15 protein-coding genes, 5 tRNA genes and 1 pseudogene are annotated in these 16,496 nt (G+C 70.4%); 6 read left to right on the forward strand and 15 right to left on the reverse strand.

Annotated elements, in window-relative coordinates:
* Positions 1 to 20 precede the first annotated feature (20 nt).
* Both IF02_RS0130790 and IF02_RS0130795 read right to left on the reverse strand, forming a co-directional pair.
* Positions 21 to 1,031: an NAD(P)H-dependent glycerol-3-phosphate dehydrogenase gene (locus IF02_RS0130790; RefSeq protein WP_030162837.1), complete on the reverse strand. Its 1,011-nt coding sequence runs from the start codon at positions 1,029 to 1,031 to the stop codon at positions 21 to 23.
* Complete coding sequence (locus IF02_RS0130795) at positions 1,028 to 1,780, reverse strand: lysophospholipid acyltransferase family protein (RefSeq protein WP_030162839.1); 753 nt, start codon at positions 1,778 to 1,780, stop codon at positions 1,028 to 1,030. Before IF02_RS0130795 ends, IF02_RS0130790 begins: the two co-directional genes overlap by 4 nt.
* A 187-nt stretch (positions 1,781 to 1,967) precedes the next feature.
* Between IF02_RS0130795 and cofC the strand changes: the two are divergent.
* Positions 1,968 to 2,621: pseudogene (cofC, locus tag IF02_RS0130800) on the forward strand (2-phospho-L-lactate guanylyltransferase); the annotation flags it as partial.
* A 321-nt stretch (positions 2,622 to 2,942) separates the two neighbouring features.
* Here cofC and IF02_RS0130805 read toward each other — a convergent pair.
* The 4 genes from IF02_RS0130805 to leuC all read right to left on the reverse strand — a co-directional run bounded on the left by IF02_RS0130805 (position 2,943) and on the right by leuC (position 6,145).
* Positions 2,943 to 3,614 (reverse strand): HU family DNA-binding protein, encoded by a 672-nt coding sequence (locus IF02_RS0130805; RefSeq protein WP_030162842.1) that lies wholly within the window; start codon positions 3,612 to 3,614, stop codon positions 2,943 to 2,945.
* Positions 3,615 to 3,758: 144 nt separating this feature from the next.
* On the reverse strand, positions 3,759 to 3,986 hold the full coding sequence (locus IF02_RS0130810) for a hypothetical protein (protein WP_008739877.1): 228 nt from the start codon (positions 3,984 to 3,986) through the stop codon (positions 3,759 to 3,761).
* Between the two features lie 137 nt (positions 3,987 to 4,123).
* Positions 4,124 to 4,717 (reverse strand): 3-isopropylmalate dehydratase small subunit, encoded by a 594-nt coding sequence (gene leuD / locus IF02_RS0130815; RefSeq protein ID WP_030162844.1) that lies wholly within the window; start codon positions 4,715 to 4,717, stop codon positions 4,124 to 4,126.
* Between the two features lie 3 nt (positions 4,718 to 4,720).
* Positions 4,721 to 6,145, reverse strand: coding sequence for a 3-isopropylmalate dehydratase large subunit (gene leuC / locus IF02_RS0130820; RefSeq protein ID WP_030162847.1), 1,425 nt, complete (start codon positions 6,143 to 6,145; stop codon positions 4,721 to 4,723).
* A 119-nt stretch (positions 6,146 to 6,264) separates the two neighbouring features.
* On the opposite strand from leuC, the gene ndgR reads away from it, so the two are divergent.
* Entirely contained in the window at positions 6,265 to 6,981 is a 717-nt protein-coding gene (ndgR, locus tag IF02_RS0130825) for an IclR family transcriptional regulator NdgR (protein WP_037837458.1), read from the forward strand.
* A gap of 168 nt (positions 6,982 to 7,149) precedes the next feature.
* Here ndgR and IF02_RS0130830 read toward each other — a convergent pair.
* The 9 genes from IF02_RS0130830 to IF02_RS0130870 form a co-directional block, all read right to left on the reverse strand.
* Positions 7,150 to 7,222, reverse strand: a tRNA-Glu gene (locus tag IF02_RS0130830).
* A gap of 15 nt (positions 7,223 to 7,237) precedes the next feature.
* Positions 7,238 to 7,309, reverse strand: a tRNA-Gln gene (locus tag IF02_RS0130835).
* A gap of 21 nt (positions 7,310 to 7,330) precedes the next feature.
* Positions 7,331 to 7,403: transfer RNA gene (locus IF02_RS0130840), tRNA-Glu, on the reverse strand.
* A gap of 64 nt (positions 7,404 to 7,467) precedes the next feature.
* Positions 7,468 to 7,540, reverse strand: a tRNA-Glu gene (locus IF02_RS0130845).
* Positions 7,541 to 7,567: 27 nt separating this feature from the next.
* Positions 7,568 to 7,639: transfer RNA gene (locus IF02_RS0130850), tRNA-Gln, on the reverse strand.
* Positions 7,640 to 7,725: 86 nt separating this feature from the next.
* Positions 7,726 to 8,454: an HAD family hydrolase gene (locus tag IF02_RS0130855; RefSeq protein ID WP_030162851.1), complete on the reverse strand. Its 729-nt coding sequence runs from the start codon at positions 8,452 to 8,454 to the stop codon at positions 7,726 to 7,728.
* A 133-nt stretch (positions 8,455 to 8,587) separates the two neighbouring features.
* Positions 8,588 to 10,102, reverse strand: coding sequence for a glutamate--tRNA ligase (gene gltX, locus IF02_RS0130860; RefSeq protein WP_078622432.1), 1,515 nt, complete (start codon positions 10,100 to 10,102; stop codon positions 8,588 to 8,590).
* Positions 10,095 to 10,883: a fumarylacetoacetate hydrolase family protein gene (locus IF02_RS0130865; protein WP_030162855.1), complete on the reverse strand. Its 789-nt coding sequence runs from the start codon at positions 10,881 to 10,883 to the stop codon at positions 10,095 to 10,097. Before IF02_RS0130865 ends, gltX begins: the two co-directional genes overlap by 8 nt.
* Before the next feature lie 98 nt (positions 10,884 to 10,981).
* On the reverse strand, positions 10,982 to 11,164 hold the full coding sequence (locus IF02_RS0130870; protein WP_030162856.1) for a hypothetical protein: 183 nt from the start codon (positions 11,162 to 11,164) through the stop codon (positions 10,982 to 10,984).
* Positions 11,165 to 11,728: 564 nt separating this feature from the next.
* Here IF02_RS0130870 and IF02_RS0130875 point away from each other — a divergent pair.
* From IF02_RS0130875 to IF02_RS32810, 4 genes are all read left to right on the forward strand, one after another.
* Positions 11,729 to 15,460 carry a nitrate- and nitrite sensing domain-containing protein gene (locus IF02_RS0130875; RefSeq protein ID WP_030162857.1) on the forward strand — a complete coding sequence of 1,244 codons (3,732 nt, stop codon included), beginning with the start codon at positions 11,729 to 11,731 and terminating at the stop codon, positions 15,458 to 15,460.
* A 9-nt stretch (positions 15,461 to 15,469) separates the two neighbouring features.
* Positions 15,470 to 15,751 (forward strand): roadblock/LC7 domain-containing protein, encoded by a 282-nt coding sequence (locus IF02_RS0130880; RefSeq protein WP_030162859.1) that lies wholly within the window; start codon positions 15,470 to 15,472, stop codon positions 15,749 to 15,751.
* Positions 15,752 to 15,901: 150 nt separating this feature from the next.
* Positions 15,902 to 16,297, forward strand: a complete 396-nt coding sequence (locus tag IF02_RS0130885; RefSeq protein WP_030162861.1) for a DUF742 domain-containing protein — start codon at positions 15,902 to 15,904, stop codon at positions 16,295 to 16,297.
* Positions 16,278 to 16,496, forward strand: a 219-nt coding sequence (locus IF02_RS32810) for an ATP/GTP-binding protein (protein ID WP_037837463.1), incomplete at its 3' end; no start/stop codon positions are given. The genes IF02_RS0130885 and IF02_RS32810, both read left to right, overlap by 20 nt.

The following is a 16,496-nucleotide window of genomic DNA, read 5'->3' on the forward strand; positions in this document are numbered from 1 at the left end:
CTCGGGCGTCCGGAAAGGAGTCAGCGGCGTTCCGGTTTGGCGCTGCGCCCCATCAGTTCCTTCAGCGCGACCAGTGGCGGCTTGCCGTGGTGGACGATGTCGACGACCGTGTCGGTGATCGGCATGTCGACCCCGTGGCGGCGGGCCAGATCGGCCACCGACTGGCAGGACTTGACGCCCTCGGCGGTCTGCTTGGTGACCGCGATGGTCTCCTCCAGCGTCATTCCGCGCCCGAGGTTGGTGCCGAAGGTGTGGTTCCGGGAGAGCGGCGAGGAGCAGGTGGCGACGAGGTCGCCGAGGCCCGCGAGACCGGAGAAGGTGAGCGGGTCGGCGCCCATCGCCAGGCCCAGCCGGGTCGCTTCGGCGAGGCCCCGGGTGATGAGGGAGCCCTTGGTGTTGTCGCCCAGTCCCATGCCGTCCGCGATGCCGACGGCGAGGCCGATGACGTTCTTGACGGCGCCGCCCAGCTCGCAGCCGATGACGTCGGTGCTCGTGTACGGGCGGAAGTACGGGGTGTGGCAGGCCGCCTGGAGGCGCTGCGCGACGGCCTCGTCGGAGCAGGCGACGACGGCGGCGGCGGGCTGGCGGGCGGCGATCTCACGGGCCAGGTTGGGGCCGGTGACGACGGCGACGCGCTCGGCGGGGACCTTGGCGACCTCCTCGATGACCTCGCTCATGCGCTTGGCGCTGCCGAGTTCGATGCCCTTCATCAGGGAGACGAGCACGGCGTCGGCGGGCAGCAGCGGGGCCCATTCGGCGAGGTTGCCGCGCAGGGTCTGGGAGGGGATGGCGAGGACCGCGTAGTCGGCGCCTGCCGCGGCCTCGGCCGGGTCGGTGGTGGCGCGCATGTTCGCGGGGAGTTCGACGTCCGGGAAGTAGTCCGGGTTGGTCCGGCCCGTGTTGATGGCGTCGACGACCTCGCGGCGGCGGCCCCACAGGGTCACCTCGCAGCCTGCGTCGGCGAGCACCATGCCGAAGGCCGTGCCCCAGGAGCCGGTTCCGAAGACGGCTGCCTTCACGGGACGTGTCACTTCAGGTCCTCCCCCGCGGCCTTGCGCCGCTGTTCCAGCCTGGCCTTGCGATGGTCGTACGGCTGCTCCGGTGCCTTCTCGCCGCGCAGCTCCTCCAGCAGCTCCGTGATGGCCGCCATGATGGTCTCGGTGACCTCCTTGAGCACGTCCGGGGTGGGCTCCCGGTCGTAGAACTCGGAGAGGTCCACGGGGGGTCCGGCCAGCACCTGGAGGGTCTTGCGCGGGAACAGGCGGACCTTGTCCTCCTTGGCGTAGGGCGGCATCGCGAGGTTCGCGCCCCACTGGGCCACCGGAATGACCGGCGCCTTGGTCATCAGCGCCACCCGCGCCGCGCCGGTCTTGCCGGCCATCGGCCACAGGTCCGGATCGCGGGTGAGGGTGCCTTCCGGATAAAAGGCCACGCATTCGCCGCGCTCGATCGCGTCCACGGCGGCCCGGAATGCGTCCAGGGCGTTGGTGGTCTCGCGGTAGACCGGGATCTGGCCGGAGCCGCGCAGGATCGCGCCGACCACGGGGACCTTGAAGAGGGCCGCCTTGGCGAGCAATCGGGGCACCCGGCCGGTGTTGTACTGGAAGTGCGCGTAGGAGAGCGGGTCCAGATACGAGTTGTGATTGACGGCCGTGATAAACCCGCCGTCGGCCGGAATGTGGTCCATTCCCCGCCAGTCCCGCTTGAAGAGCACCACCAGCGGCGGTTTTGCGATGACCGCCGCCAGGCGGTACCAGAAGCCGATTCTGCGGCGGGACACTCGGACACCTTCCTCTAGGACCGGTGCGCGGCTGGGCACCTGGTCGGCCGGACAAGTGTGGCCTCAGGTCCGGTCTCTGTCGAGAACACCGTACGCCCCGCCCGGAGCACCGGACCTACGGGCCGACCGGGCAGAGGCGACAATGGGCCGACGCATGACCAGGCCATGACCCGGCCATGGTCCGCGCATGGACGGACGCGCACTGGAGGGAAGGGGGTCCGCCACGAACGGGGTCTGGAGTCTGGTGGTCCCGCTGAAGCCCCTGGCGGTGGCCAAGAGCCGTCTCGCGGCGGCCGTCGGCGGATCCCGCGCCGGGCTCGCGCTGGCGTTCGCGCAGGACACCGTGGCGGGGGCGCTGGCCTGCGCGGCGGTCGCGGATGTGGTGGTCGTCACGGACGACGCCGCGGCCGGAAGGGAACTGGCGCGACTGGGGGCGCGGATCGTGCCGGACGCCCCGGCCGCCGGGCTCAACGCGGCGCTGGCCCACGGGGCGCGGGAGATGCGCAGGGCCCGGCCGGGGGCGGCGGTGGCCGCGATGAACGCGGATCTGCCCGCACTGCGGCCGCCGGAATTGCTACGCGTGCTCGAAGCCGCATCCGTATTTCCCCGGGCATTTCTGGCGGACGCGGCGGGAATCGGCACGACCCTGCTTTCCGCTGCGCCGGACGTGGAATTGGCACCCTCGTTCGGAGGTCCGTCACGGGCCCGGCATTCGGCTTCTGGGGCTGCGGAAATTGCCCTCGCGGACGTCGAGAGCGTACGCCGGGACGTGGACACGGGAGCGGATCTGCGGACGGCCCTCGCCCTCGGTGTGGGCCGTCACACGGCCCGATACAGTGCCCGTATGCAGGCGACCGCGTACACGTACGACTCCCAGACCCGCAGCGGCAGCGTGCTGCTGGACGACGGCACCCCGGTGCCCTTCGAGGCCCCGGCCTTCGAGGCGGGCGGCCTGCGGCTGCTGCGGCCCGGGCAGCGGGTCCGGATCGAGACGGACGGCGAGGGGCCGGCCCTGCGGATCACGCTGGTCACCCTGCAGACCTTCTGACCGCACCGCCGCGACCCTTCTGACCTGCACGGACACTGCGCGACAGTGCGGACAGCACCGCGGGCCGGCTTCCCCAGGAGGGGGAAGCCGGCCCGGCGTGTGTGACTCGTGGCCTTACTTCTTGCGGGCCGTGGTCTTCTTCGCGGTGGTCTTGCGCGCCGTCGTCTTCTTGGCGGGCGCCGTGGTCTTCGCGGTGGCCTTCTTGGCCGCCGGAGCCGTCTTCTTGGCGGTGGCGGTGGTCTTCTTCGCCGTCGCGGCGGCCTTCTTGGCCGTGGCGGTGGTCTTCTTGGCCGTCGCCGTGGTCTTCTTCGCCGCGGCGGTCTTGGCGACCACCTTCTTGGCCACGACCTTCTTGGCGGTGGTCTTCTTGGCGACCGCGGTCTTCGCCGCCGCCTTCTTGGCGGTGGTGGCCTTCTTGGCCGCGGCCTTCTTGACCGTCGCGGAAGCACCGCCGGAGAGGCTGCCCTTGGGCGCCTTCTTCACCGACACCTCGCCGCCCTTGGGCAGCTTCTTGGTGCCCGCGACCAGGTCCTTGAAGCCCTGGCCCGCGCGGAAGCGGGGAACAGAGGTCTTCTTGACCCGGACGCGCTCACCCGTCTGCGGGTTGCGGGCGTAGCGGGCCGGGCGGTCGACCTTCTCGAACGAGCCGAAGCCCGTGACCGAGACCCGGTCGCCCGCGACCACAGCGCGGACCATCGCGTCCAGTACCGCGTCGACAGCGTCCGCGGCCTGCTGGCGGCCGCCCAGCTTGTCGGCAATCGCTTCTACGAGCTGCGCCTTGTTCACGTCTTCCCCTTCGGAGACTTCGCCAGAACGAATGTGTTCAAGCTTATTTCGCACGTTAGGCGGATATATACCGCAAATCAAACACGAAACGGGCTAATCACCCTAGTGCCGCAACGGTGTAGGTCGTTACGGAGTTCCTTCGCATCAGTCGCCTTCAGGGAATCGACCCTCGTCGAGGTCCTTCATCAACCTGTCCAGGCGCCTTGCCGCATCGGCGAGATCATGCTTCGCCGCGGCCGTGACGACCAACAGCTTCCGGGACAGCGCCATCCTTACGCCCTCCGGGACTTGCAGTGTGCGCACCCTTGTGTGTGCTTCTTTCAGCCGGTCCGCGACGAGTTCGTAGAGCTCAAGTTGACTGTCGCGTTCCATGCACAGATTGTGCCATCTGGGGCGAGTTGTCGCCTCACGGGGCCTCAACACACGGCTGTGCCCCCCGCCTGAAGGCGGGGGGCACAGTGTTGTCGATGTGATCACCCAGAGGTGAATAAGCGCTGATCAGGCTGGAATCAGGCCCTAATCGTGCGCGGCTTGAAGCTCGGTCGGGCGCTTTCGTACGTGTCGATGTCCGCTTCGTTCTGAAGGGTGAGCGAGATGTCGTCCAGACCCTCCAGCAGGCGCCAACGGGCGTTGTCGTCGAGTTCGAACTCCGCCTCGATTCCAGCCGCGCGGACCTGGCGGGCGACCAGGTCGACCGTCACCTCGGCGGTCGGGTCGGCCTCGGTCAGCTCCCACAGCCGGTCGACGGTCTCCTGCGGCAGGACCACCGTCAGCAGACCGTTCTTCAGCGAGTTGCCGCGGAAGATGTCGGCGAAGCGGGAGGAGATGACCGTCTTGAAGCCGAAGTTCTGCAGGGCCCAGACGGCGTGCTCGCGCGAGGAGCCGGTGCCGAAGTCGGGACCGGCGACCAGCACGGTCGCGCCCTGGCGCTCGGGGCGGTTCGTGACGAACTCGGGGTCCTTGCGCCAGGCCTCGAAGAGCCCGTCCTCGAACCCGTCGCGGGTGATCTTCTTCAGCCAGTGGGCCGGGATGATCTGGTCGGTGTCGACGTTGCTGCGGCGCAGCGGGACGGCCCGGCCGGTGTGGGTGGTGAAGGCTTCCATGGTTCAGACTCCGGCGGTCGCGGTGGCGTCGGACAGGTCGGCGGGCGAGGCCAGATGGCCCAGCACCGCGGTGGCGGCGGCCACCTGCGGGGAGACCAGGTGGGTCCGCCCGCCCTTGCCCTGCCGGCCCTCGAAGTTGCGGTTGGACGTGGACGCGGAGCGCTCACCGGGGGCCAGTTGGTCGGGGTTCATGCCCAGGCACATCGAGCAGCCCGCGTGCCGCCATTCGGCGCCGGCCTCCTTGAAGACCTTGTCCAGGCCCTCCTCCACGGCCTGCAAGGCGACCCGGACGGACCCCGGGACGACCAGCATCCGTACGCCGTCGGCGACTTTGCGGCCCTCGACGATGCCCGCGACGGCGCGCAGGTCCTCGATACGGCCGTTGGTGCAGGAACCTACGAAGACGGTGTCGACCTTGATCTCGCGCAGCGGCTGCCCGGCCGTCAACCCCATGTACTCCAGGGCCTTTTCGGCGGCGTGGCGCTCCGAAGCGTCCTCGTACGAAGCAGGGTCGGGGACGTTGGCCGACAGCGGCGCGCCCTGGCCCGGGTTGGTGCCCCAGGTGACGAACGGCGACAGCGTGGCGCCGTCGATGACGACCTCGGCGTCGAAGACCGCGTCCTCGTCGGTGCGCAGGGTCTGCCAGTACGCGACCGCCGCGTCCCAGTCCTCGCCCTCGGGGGCGTGGTCGCGGCCCTTCAGGTACTCGAAGGTGGTCCGGTCGGGGGCGATCATGCCCGCGCGGGCGCCGGCCTCGATCGACATGTTGCAGATGGTCATGCGCGCTTCCATCGAGAGCTTCTCGATGGCCTCGCCGCGGTATTCCAGGATGTAGCCCTGGCCGCCGCCGGTGCCGATCTTCGCGATGATCGCCAGGATCAGGTCCTTGGCGGTGACGCCCTCGGCCAGCTCGCCGGTGACGGTGATGGCCATGGTCTTCGGGCGGGCCAGCGGCAGCGTCTGGGTGGCCAGCACGTGCTCGACCTGGCTGGTGCCGATACCGAAGGCCAGCGCGCCGAAGGCGCCGTGCGTGGAGGTGTGCGAGTCACCGCAGACCACGGTGGTGCCCGGCTGGGTCAGGCCCAGCTGCGGTCCCACCACGTGGACGACGCCCTGCTCGACGTCGCCCAGGGAGTGCAGGCGTACGCCGAACTCGGCACAGTTCTTGCGCAGCGTCTCCAGCTGGGCCCGGGAGACCGGGTCCGCGATGGGCTTGTCGATGTCCAGGGTGGGGGTGTTGTGGTCCTCGGTGGCGATGGTGAGGTCCAGCCGCCGGACCTTGCGGCCGGCCTGGCGCAGGCCCTCGAAGGCCTGGGGGCTGGTCACCTCGTGCAGCAGGTGCAGATCAATGAAGAGGAGGTCGGGCTCGCCCTCGGCGCGCCGGACGACATGGTCGTCCCAGACCTTCTCCGCGAGTGTCCTACCCATCGCTTTCCCTCCGGCTCACCGTCCCGGACCCAGTGGTTCGTGGACCCGTACATACAGACTCGCTGGTTCTTGGAAAAATTGAACTTGCGTTTCACAGTGTGAGACGCGAATATCGTTTCATGGACAACTCTAGCGGCGTCGGCGTTCTCGACAAGGCAGCTCTGGTATTGAGCGCACTGGAGTCCGGTCCGGCCACCCTCGCCGGGCTGGTCGCGGCGACAGGGCTCGCACGACCCACGGCACATCGCCTGGCCGTGGCACTGGAACACCACCGGATGGTGGCGAGGGACATGCAGGGCCGGTTCATCCTCGGACCGCGGCTGGCGGAGCTCGCCGCCGCGGCCGGCGAGGACCGCCTGCTGGCCACGGCGGGACCGGTACTCACCCACCTCCGCGACGTGACGGGCGAGAGCGCGCAGCTCTACCGCCGTCAGGGCGACATGCGCATCTGCGTGGCCGCCGCGGAGCGGCTGTCGGGTCTGCGGGACACGGTCCCGGTGGGCTCGACGCTCCCGATGAAGGCGGGCTCGGCCGCGCAGATCCTGATGGCCTGGGAGGAGCCCGAGCGGCTCCACCGCGGGCTACAGGGCGCGCGCTTCACGGCGACGGCCCTGTCGGGCGTACGGCGCCGCGGCTGGGCGCAGTCGATCGGCGAGCGGGAGCCCGGCGTGGCATCCGTCTCGGCGCCGGTGCGCGGACCCTCGAACCGCGTCGTGGCCGCCGTGTCGGTCTCCGGGCCGATCGAGCGCCTGACCCGCCACCCGGGCCGGATGCACGCCCAGGCCGTCATCGACGCGGCCGCCCGCCTGTCGGAGGCCCTGCGCCGCTCCGGCTGACCTTCCGTTTCCCCACTCCCCCGGGCCCGGGGGCGCGTACGACGCCGCACACGTCCGAACACGCGCCTCCGGGCCCGCACTTGTACGGGGCTCGGGGCCGGTGCCCGGGTACGCAGGGGAACAGCAAAGAGGCCCTCCGCGATGAACGCGGAGGGCCTCTTCTGTGCGTACCCCCGACCGGATTCGAACCGGCGCTACCGCCTTGAGAGGGCGGCGTGCTAGGCCGCTACACAACGGGGGCTTGCTCTGTACTGCGCTGGGCTACCAGGACTCGAACCTAGAACAAAGGAACCAGAAACCTTCGTGTTGCCAATTACACCATAGCCCAATGTGGTCTATACCAGACCAGTACCCCCGACCGGATTCGAACCGGCGCTACCGCCTTGAGAGGGCGGCGTGCTAGGCCGCTACACAACGGGGGCCCTAGCGATCCTGCATCAAGACGTCCGGGAGCTACCCAAGTGGAGATCTTGCGGGAAGGATCTGTACCCCCGACCGGATTCGAACCGGCGCTACCGCCTTGAGAGGGCGGCGTGCTAGGCCGCTACACAACGGGGGCAAAGCACTGCGTTACTACTGCACTGCGCTGGGGTACCAGGACTCGAACCTAGAATAAGGGAACCAGAAACCCTCGTGTTGCCAATTACACTATACCCCACCGAAAGTCAACCCCCTGGGGGGCTTTTCTTTCGAGTGGCGCCTCCGTCCGGCCTTTCGGCCCGCTCCGGCGGCGCAGAAAGAACATTACCGGATGCCTGACCGTGCTCCAAAACGGGTATCCGAGGCCAGCAGCTCGGGGAGCCGGGCGAGACCTGCGATCCGGTGCACGCCGTCGGGGCCCGGCCCGCGTCCTCCGTCCCGGTCGAGCCAGACCGCGGTCAGCCCGGCGTCGCGGGCGCCGCGCGCGTCGATCTCCGGCTCGTCCCCCACGTACACGACCTCGCCCGGCGGCAGTCCGAGCGCCTCGCAGGCGGCGAGGAAGGCCTGCGCCTCCGGCTTGCTGACGCCCAGTTCCGCCGCGCAGACCAGCACCTCGAAGCGCTCGCGCAGGCCGAGATGGCGCAGCTTCGGGTCCTGGTTGGCCGTGGAGGAGTTGGAGAGCACCCCGTGCCGGTAATCGCCCGCGAGGGCGTCCAGTACGGGCACGACGTCGGGGAACAGGGTCCAGGCGGCCTTGTAGTGGACGACGTAGCGGTCGAACCAGTCGTCGGCCTCGGCAGGACCCATCCCGGGCGCACCGAGGAAGTCCCGTACGCGGTCGCGGCGCTGCTCCTGGAAGGTCACCTCCCCGGCGGCGAAGCGGTCCCAGTGCCGGCTGGTGGTCGCCCGCCACAGCGCGAGCGCCTCCCGGGGGGACCCGTACCGCTCCGCGATGCCCTCCTCGGCGAGCCGGCGCGCGAGGCCGGCGCTGTCCGCCCCGGTGTAGTCGAACAGGGTGTCGTCGATGTCCCAGAGCACGGCGCGGATCGGCATGTCTCCGACGCTACGACATCTCCCGGCGCCGTTTCCGAGGTTTGCCGAAGCCGACGGCCCGCAACACGCCTCAGGGGGCGGCGGCCGGGGGTTCCGGCTGCCGCCCCCTGAGGGACGTACGTACGGGCGCTGCCTAGGCGGCGAGCTTCGCCAGGGCCGCGTCGATGCGGGACAGCGAGCGCTCCTTGCCCAGGATCTGGAGGGACTCGAAGAGCGGCAGGCCGACCGTGCGGCCGGTGACGGCGACACGGACCGGGGCCTGGGCCTTGCCGAGCTTGAGGCCGTGGGCCTCGCCGGCGGTCAGGACGGCCTGCTTGAGGGACTCCGGGTCCGACCAGTCGGCCGACTCCAGGTTGGCGCGCGCCGTGGTCAGCAGGGCCGCCGGCTCGCCCTTCATCGCCTTGTCCCACGACGCCTGGTCCTCGACCGGCTCCTTCAGGAACAGGAAGTCGACGTTGGCCGTGATGTCGGAGAGGACCGTGACGCGGGTCTGGGCGTACGGCGCGATGGCCGCCCAGGCCTCGGCGTCGAAGTCCTCGGGCGCCCAGTTGGCGTGCGGGGCCTGGAGCCAGGGGGTGCAGGCGTCCGCGAAGGCCTTCGGGTCGAGGAGGCGGATGTGGTCGCCGTTGATCGACTCGGCCTTCTTGAGGTCGAAGCGCGCCGGGTTGGCGTTCACGCCGTCGATGTCGAACTTCGCCACCATCTCCTCGATCGAGAAGACGTCCTGGTCCTTGGAGAAGGACCAGCCGAGGAGCGAGAGGTAGTTCAGCAGGCCCTCGGGGAGGAAGCCGCGCTCGCGGTACAGGTTGAGCGAGGACTCGGGGTCGCGCTTGGAGAGCTTCTTGTTGCCCTCGCCCATCACGTACGGCAGGTGGCCGAACTGCGGGACGTCCGTGGCGACGCCGATCTCCATCAGCGCCTTGTACAGCGCGATCTGGCGCGGGGTGGAGGACAGCAGGTCCTCGCCGCGGAGCACGTGCGTGATCTGCATCAGCGCGTCGTCGACCGGGTTGACGAGCGTGTACAGCGGCGCGCCGTTGGCCCGCAGGATGCCGAAGTCCGGCACGTTCTCCGGGGTGAAGGTCAGCTCGCCGCGGACCAGGTCGGTGAAGGTGATCGGCTCGTCGGGCATCCGGAAGCGGACGATCGAGGGGCGGTGCTCGCCCTGGTACGCCTCCAGCTGCACCTGGGTCAGCTCGCGGCAGTGGCCGTCGTAGCCGGAGGGCTTGCCCGCGGCACGGGCGGCGGCGCGGCGCGCGTCCAGCTCCTCGGTCGTGCAGTAGCAGTCGTACGCGTACCCGCCGTCGCGCAGGCGCTGGGCTACGTCCGCGTAGATGTCCATGCGCTCGGACTGGCGGTACGGGGCGTGCGGGCCGCCGACCTCGGGGCCCTCGTCCCAGGTGAAGCCGAGCCAGCGCAGCGAGTCGAGCAGCTGGTCGTACGACTCCTCGGAGTCGCGCGCCGCGTCGGTGTCCTCGATGCGGAAGACGAACGTACCGCCGTGGTGGCGGGCGAACGCCCAGTTGAAGAGGGCGGTCCGGACCAGGCCCACGTGGGGGTTGCCGGTCGGGGAGGGACAGAAACGTACGCGGGGGGGTACCCCCTGCTCGAGCGAAGTCGAGAGCTTGGGGGAGTTCGCGTTAGCCACGCTTGATCACCTTGTTGGTGAGAGTGCCGATGCCTTCGATGGTGACGGCGACCTCGTCGCCGACGTTGAGGGGGCCGACTCCGGCCGGGGTCCCCGTGAGGATGACGTCGCCCGGGAGCAGCGTCATGGCCTCGGTGATGTGGACGATCAGGTCCTCGATGGAGCGGACCATGTCGCTGGTGCGGCCGAGCTGGCGCTGTTCGCCGTTGACGGTGCACTGGATGGTCAGGTCGCTCGGGTCCAGATCGGTCTCGATCCAGGGGCCGAGGGGGCAGGAGCTGTCGAAGCCCTTGGCCCGGGCCCACTGCTTCTCGCGCTGCTGGACATCGCGCGCGGTGACGTCGTTGGCGCAGGTGTAGCCGAGGATCACGTCCTTGACGCGCTCCTTCGGGACCTCTCGGCACATGCGGCCGATGACCACGGCGAGCTCCGCCTCGTGGTGGAGGTCCTGGGAGAAGGAGGGGTACGTGATCGGGTCGCCCGGGCCGACCACCGAGGTGGACGGCTTGAAGAAGGTGATCGGCGCGTCGGGCACCTCGTTACCGAGCTCTGCCGCGTGCTCCGCGTAGTTGCGGCCGATGGCCACGACCTTGTTCGGGAGCACGGGCGGCAGCAGCCGGACCTTGTTCAGCGGGACCTTCGTGCCCGAGAGCTCGAAGTCCGCGAACGGGATGCCCTTGATGATGTCGAGGACGAGCTCACCCTCGGCGCCGGGGGCAGTGCTGCCCTCGACCGCGCCGAACGCGACATTGCCGTCGATGGAGAACCTGGCGATGCGCACGTGTTGCGTCTGCCCCTCTGTATTTCCGCTGGCTGGAGTCTGCGTGTCCAGGCTAACGCGGCGGGCAGCGGCGCTTCGCGCTCCTTTTGCCGAGTGGCTTACTGCGCGGCGGCGACCGGCGCGTCCATCAGGATCGTGCGGCGCGGGTTCGCGGTCTGGGCGGGCAGCTCGACGGCGTGCTCCGGAGCCTCGATCGCCTGCAGCTCTTCGGCGTCCTTGAGGTGCGCGAGGGTGGTGCGGCGGGGGTTGGCTATGTTGCGGAACATCATCGTCGTCTTCACGGTGTTTCGGGCCCTCGGCTCGCTTGTCGGGTGGGGGTTGTCGGATCCTTCAACCCTGTAAAGGGCAAGGCTAAACATCCGATTCCCCGGCCCAACGGGGAAGTAATGGCCACGGCTGTGTGAGTTTGCTCACCCGTGACCCGACAATACGGGCATAACAGGCAGTCAATTTCAGGTGGCGAAACGGACATTGCGCCACTGAATCAGCCATTCCGCTCCTGATCATCTCGACTGGGACACCTTGCCAGCCACCGCGTTTGGTCGGCGTAAGTCCGATTCGCCCCGAAAGGCGGACCACATCGAGTAATTCAGCCATTGCATTCCGTGACCGCCACTCCAGGCCGACACGCGCACCTTGTTGGAGATCCGCCACTGTGCTGGAATTCGCGGGACCGCCGCGGGAACAGCCGGCGCGCAGGTGGCGCGACACAGCGCCGCGCGCGGCGGCAAGGAGAGGGAGACGCGCCGGTCACCGACGACCACCATGGGGCCGAAATGCCCCACGACTCGACACCGTCCCACCGGTCGCCCGGCGGGACGCCTGGTCCAGAGGTTGCGACGCTAGTGCAGGGACGATTCAAGAGGGATGGCAGCGCTGCGGCGGAGCAGGAGCCGCGCGGCGGGACCGACCGTGGCTCCTCGCCCCAGCACGCCCAGAACCGCGGGCCGGCTGCCGAAGGCGCAGGCCCCGACTCCTCCACCACGGTGAGCGCGGTGAAGGCGAAGGCGCGCCTCAAGCCCCGGGGCAAGACGAAGAGCGAAGAGCCGGCCGACAAGGACGTGGCGATACCGAAGGCCCCGAGCGGGCCCGGTTCGCGATTCGCCATGCAGAACTGGCGCATCAGCACGCGACTCGTGTCGCTGCTGACCCTGCCGGTCGTCGCCGCCACCACGCTCGGTGGCTTCCGCATCAACGACTCGCTCAACGACATCGACCAGCTGGAGCACATGCAGCTGCTCACGACGATGACCCGGCAGGCCACCAACCTGGCCGCCATGCTCCAGGAGGAGCGGGACAAGTCGGCGGGTCCGCTGTCGGTCGACCGGTCGGGCAAGCCCAACAGCCTCGTCACGGGCGTACGCGACCAGACCGACGCCGCCGCCAAGGCCTTCCAGGCCGCGACCGACAAGGTCGACAGCGCGGAGGACAAGGACGAGACCCTCAAGTCGATCCGCAACAACATCCTGCAGATCGGCCGCCAGCTCACCGGCATCGAGGAAATCCGCAAGAAGGCGTACCAGAACGGCGCCCAGCAGACGGTCACCGAGTACAACGCGCTGATCGTCTCGCTGCTCTCGCTCTCCCAGGACATGGCGCAGGCCACCTCCAGCCCGGAGATGATCAAGCGCACGCGTGCCCTGGCGGCCTTCTCCTCCGCCAAGGAGTACGCCTCGATCCAGCGCGCCGTCATCGCCGCCTCGCTCCCCGAGAGCAGCGAGCGCGCGGGCACGCTCACCGAGAACGACCGCCTGTACGCCCTCTCCGCTCTCCGCGGCGAGAGCCAGTCGAAGAAGACCTTCGAACTCGTCTACCAGGGCAAGCCCGAGGAACTCCTCGCGGCGCTCGGCGACGGCAACACGGAGATCGGCACCGCCGACCACTACGCGCGCCGCGTCCTGAGCACCCAGGGGCAGTTCGGCAAGGAGAAGAACCGGTCCTGGATGGACTGGTACGACGCGGACGACACCAAGCTCCAGGCCATGAAGGTCATCGAGCTGACCCTGCTCGAGGACATGGAGCAGAAGGCCCGCGAGCTCAAGAACTCCTCGCAGCAGGACGCCATCATCAACGGTGCCCTGATCCTGCTCGTCCTCGGCGTCTCCCTCGTCGGTGCCTTCGTCATGGCGCGGTCGATGATCCGCTCGCTGCGCCGCCTGCAGGACACCGCGACCCGGGTCGCCCAGGACCGACTGCCCGAGCTCGTCAAGCAGCTGTCCGAGTCCGACCCGCAGGACGTGGACACGTCCGTGGAGTCGGTCGGCCTGCACACCCGCGACGAGATCGGCCAGGTGGCCGCGGCCTTCGACGACGTGCACCGCGAGGCCGTCCGCCTCGCCGCCGAGCAGGCCCTCCTCCGGGGCAACGTCAACGCGATGTTCACCAACCTCTCGCGCCGTTCGCAGGGCCTCATCCAGCGCCAGCTCTCGCTCATCTCCGAGCTGGAGTCGCGCGAGGCCGACCCGGACCAGCTGTCCTCGCTCTTCAAGCTCGACCACCTCGCGACCCGCATGCGCCGTAACGGCGAAAACCTCCTCGTCCTCGCGGGCGAGGAGCCGGGCCGCCGGTGGACCCGCCCCGTCCCGCTCGTCGACGTGCTCCGTGCCGCCGCGTCCGAGGTGGAGCAGTACGAGCGCATCGAACTCGCGTCGGTGCCCGGCACCGACGTCGCCGGCCGCGTCGTCAACGACCTCGTGCACCTCCTCGCCGAGCTGCTGGAGAACGCCACCTCGTTCTCCTCCCCGCAGACCAAGGTCAAGGTCACCGGTCACGCGCTGCCCGACGGGCGCGTGCTCGTCGAGATCCACGACACCGGCATCGGCCTCTCCCCCGAGGACCTCGCCGCGATCAACGAGCGGCTCGCGTCGCCGCCGACCGTGGACGTCTCCGTCTCCCGCCGCATGGGCCTGTTCGTGGTCGGCCGCCTGTCCCTGCGACACGGCATCCGCATCCAGCTGCGCCCGTCCGACTCGGGCGGTACGACGGCCCTCGTCATGCTGCCGGTGGACGTCGCCCAGGGCGGCAAGAAGCCGGGTCCGATGCCGGGCCAGGGCGGTCCGGGTGGTCCCGGCGGTCCGGGCTCCGGTGCCCCGCAGGGCATGCCGGGTGCTTCCGCGCAGGGTGCGGTCCCTGGCGGCGGCGCACGCCAGCCCGTCGGCGCCGGCCCGCAGCGCGGCCAGGTCTCCGGCGGCGGCCAGCGTGCCGCGCTGCCGGGACGCGACGGCGCCCCCGGTCAGCAGGGCCCGCAGGGCGGTCCCGGTGCACGCCCGCAGCAGGGCGGCCCGAATGCGCGTCCGCAGGGCGGTCCGGGCATGACCGGCATGCCGGGCGCCCCGACCTCCCAGGGCCAGGGTGCCTTCGGTGACGGCGCCTTCGGCGGCGGTGCCCCGCTGCCGGGCCGCGGTCCGGCCGGCGGTCCCGGCTCCCGTCCGATGCCCGCGCCCACGGCCTCCGGCCAGGGCGGGTTCCCGCAGGGCAACGGCTTCGAGCGCCCGCAGCCCCCGCAGCAGCAGCCCGCCCCGACGGGCCCGGTCCCCTCGGCCCAGGCCCCCGCCGCCCCGGCTCCGCGCGGCTCCCGGCCGCAGCTGCCGCCGCGCGGTGGCGCCGCGCGTCCGGAGCTTCCGGGTACGGGCGGCGGCCCCGCCGGGATCCCGCAGACCACCAGCTGGGGCGCCGACCAGGCGCGCCACGGCGGCCAGGAGGTCCCGCGCGGCCACGACGAGCTCTCGGGCCCCGGTGCGACGGCGGAGTTCCCCCGTCCGGACTTCAACGCCCCGCGCCCGCCGGCCGGCAACAGCACCACCGGCCAGTTCGAGCGTCCCGACCTGCGGACCCCGCTGCCCCAGGCCGGCCAGGACATGTCCGCCACCGGGCAGTTCGAGCGCCCGCAGCCGCGCGGTGCGGCGGACCCGTCCACCACGGGCCAGTTCGCCCGTCCGGACTTCCAGGCCCCGCGGCCCGGTGGTCCCGGCGTCGGCGGATTCGCCCCCCAGCAGCCGCAGGCTCCGCAGCTGCCGCAGGCCCACCAGCCGGAGGCGCTGCCGCCGGCCCCGAGCACCGGCAACGAGCGCAGCCCGATCTTCGACACGCTGGAGTCGAACTGGTTCCACCAGGAGGGCCCGCAGCCCTCCGGTCAGGCGCCGGTTCCCCAGCAGCCGCAGCAGTCCGCCCCGGCTCCGGCTCCCCAGCAGCGCCTGCAGCAGCCGCTGCCGCAGCGCGGCCAGGAGCCCGCGGCCGAGTCCGCCCAGGCGACGACCGGCAGCTCGCCGACCGTCAGCTGGCGGTCCTCGCCGAACGACGAGCTGATGCGGCAGGCCGAGCGCGTGCGCCAGCCCGCCGCCGGCGGCATCACCACCTCGGGGCTGCCCCGCCGAGTACCGCGGGCGAACCTCGTGGCCGGCACCGCGCAGCAGCAGTCCGACGCACAGTCGGGCCCGCAGGTCTCGCGAGCGCCGGACGACGTCCGCGGCCGTCTGACCAACCTCCGACGGGGTATCCAGCAGGGCCGTCAGGCCGGCAACAACGGCCCGGCGACCGGCAGTTACCACATCGACCCCACTTACCAGCAGGAGCGTTAGTTGAGTTCGATGAGCCAGGCGGCACAGAACCTGAACTGGTTGATCACCAACTTCGTGGACAACACCCCCGGGGTGTCCCACACGGTGGTGGTCTCCGCCGACGGCCTCGAGATGGACCGGGGATTCCTCTTCCTCATGTCCGTCTCGGACGGTTCCTCCCTGGCCGTGCTCGCGCACCCCGAGTGCGACATCGGCCTCGTCGGCTACGAGATGGCCCTCCTCGTGGACCGCGCCGGCAGCGTCCTCACCCCGGACCTGCGCGCGGAGCTTCAGGGAAGCCTGCTCATCTGACGCCACATCTCCCGGCCGGACGGTACTTCCGGCCGGGGGACCGGGGGACCGCCCCGGAACCCAGTACCACCGCCAGGCCGTCATACCGTCCCCCCACCGGCCGCCCCGTCAGACGGCACGCTGACCACTGCTGTCCAGCCCGGAGGATCAATGACCCCGCCCCCCGCCTACTCCGATGCGTACGGCGATTCGTCGTACTCGGAAGGCGATCAGCCGCTCGTTCGCCCGTACGCGATGACCGGCGGACGGACCCGGCCCCGCTACCAGCTCGCCATCGAGGCGCTGGTCAGCACCACGGCCGATCCGATGCACCTGTCCGGCCTGCTTCCCGAGCACCAGCGCATCTGCACGCTGTGCCGCGAGGTCAAGTCGGTCGCGGAGGTCTCCGCACTGCTGTCGATGCCGCTCGGTGTCGCCCGGATCCTCGTCGCCGACCTGGCCGAGGCCGGAATGGTGGCCATCCACCAGCCGGGCAATGGAGAGGCCGGCGGCACGCCGGATGTAACGCTGCTCGAAAGGGTGCTCAGTGGACTTCGCAAGCTCTAATGGCGGAACCGCCCGCTCCACCACCTCCGCGAAGATCGTGGTGGCGGGCGGGTTCGGCGTGGGCAAGACCACGTTCGTCGGGGCCGTCTCGGAGATCAATCCGCTGCGCACCGAAGCCGTGATGACGTCCGCGTCCGCCGGCATCGACGATCTGACCCACACCGGGGACAAGACGACCACCACGGTCGCCATGGACTTC

The organism is Streptomyces sp. NRRL S-244 (genome assembly GCF_000717915.1).
Lineage (GTDB): Bacteria > Actinomycetota > Actinomycetes > Streptomycetales > Streptomycetaceae > Streptomyces.

Bases quoted from the DNA above. Each gene is read 5' to 3' on its own strand.
- IF02_RS0130810 (WP_008739877.1), bottom strand. From the start codon at position 3,986: ATGGAACGCGACAGTCAACTTGAGCTCTACGAACTCGTCGCGGACCGG.
- leuD (WP_030162844.1), bottom strand. From the start codon at position 4,717: ATGGAAGCCTTCACCACCCACACCGGCCGGGCCGTCCCGCTGCGCCGC.
- leuC (WP_030162847.1), bottom strand. From the start codon at position 6,145: ATGGGTAGGACACTCGCGGAGAAGGTCTGGGACGACCATGTCGTCCGG.
- ndgR (WP_037837458.1), top strand. From the start codon at position 6,265: ATGGACAACTCTAGCGGCGTCGGCGTTCTCGACAAGGCAGCTCTGGTA.
- IF02_RS0130855 (WP_030162851.1), bottom strand. From the start codon at position 8,454: ATGCCGATCCGCGCCGTGCTCTGGGACATCGACGACACCCTGTTCGAC.
- IF02_RS0130880 (WP_030162859.1), top strand. From the start codon at position 15,470: ATGAGCCAGGCGGCACAGAACCTGAACTGGTTGATCACCAACTTCGTG.
- IF02_RS0130885 (WP_030162861.1), top strand. From the start codon at position 15,902: ATGACCCCGCCCCCCGCCTACTCCGATGCGTACGGCGATTCGTCGTAC.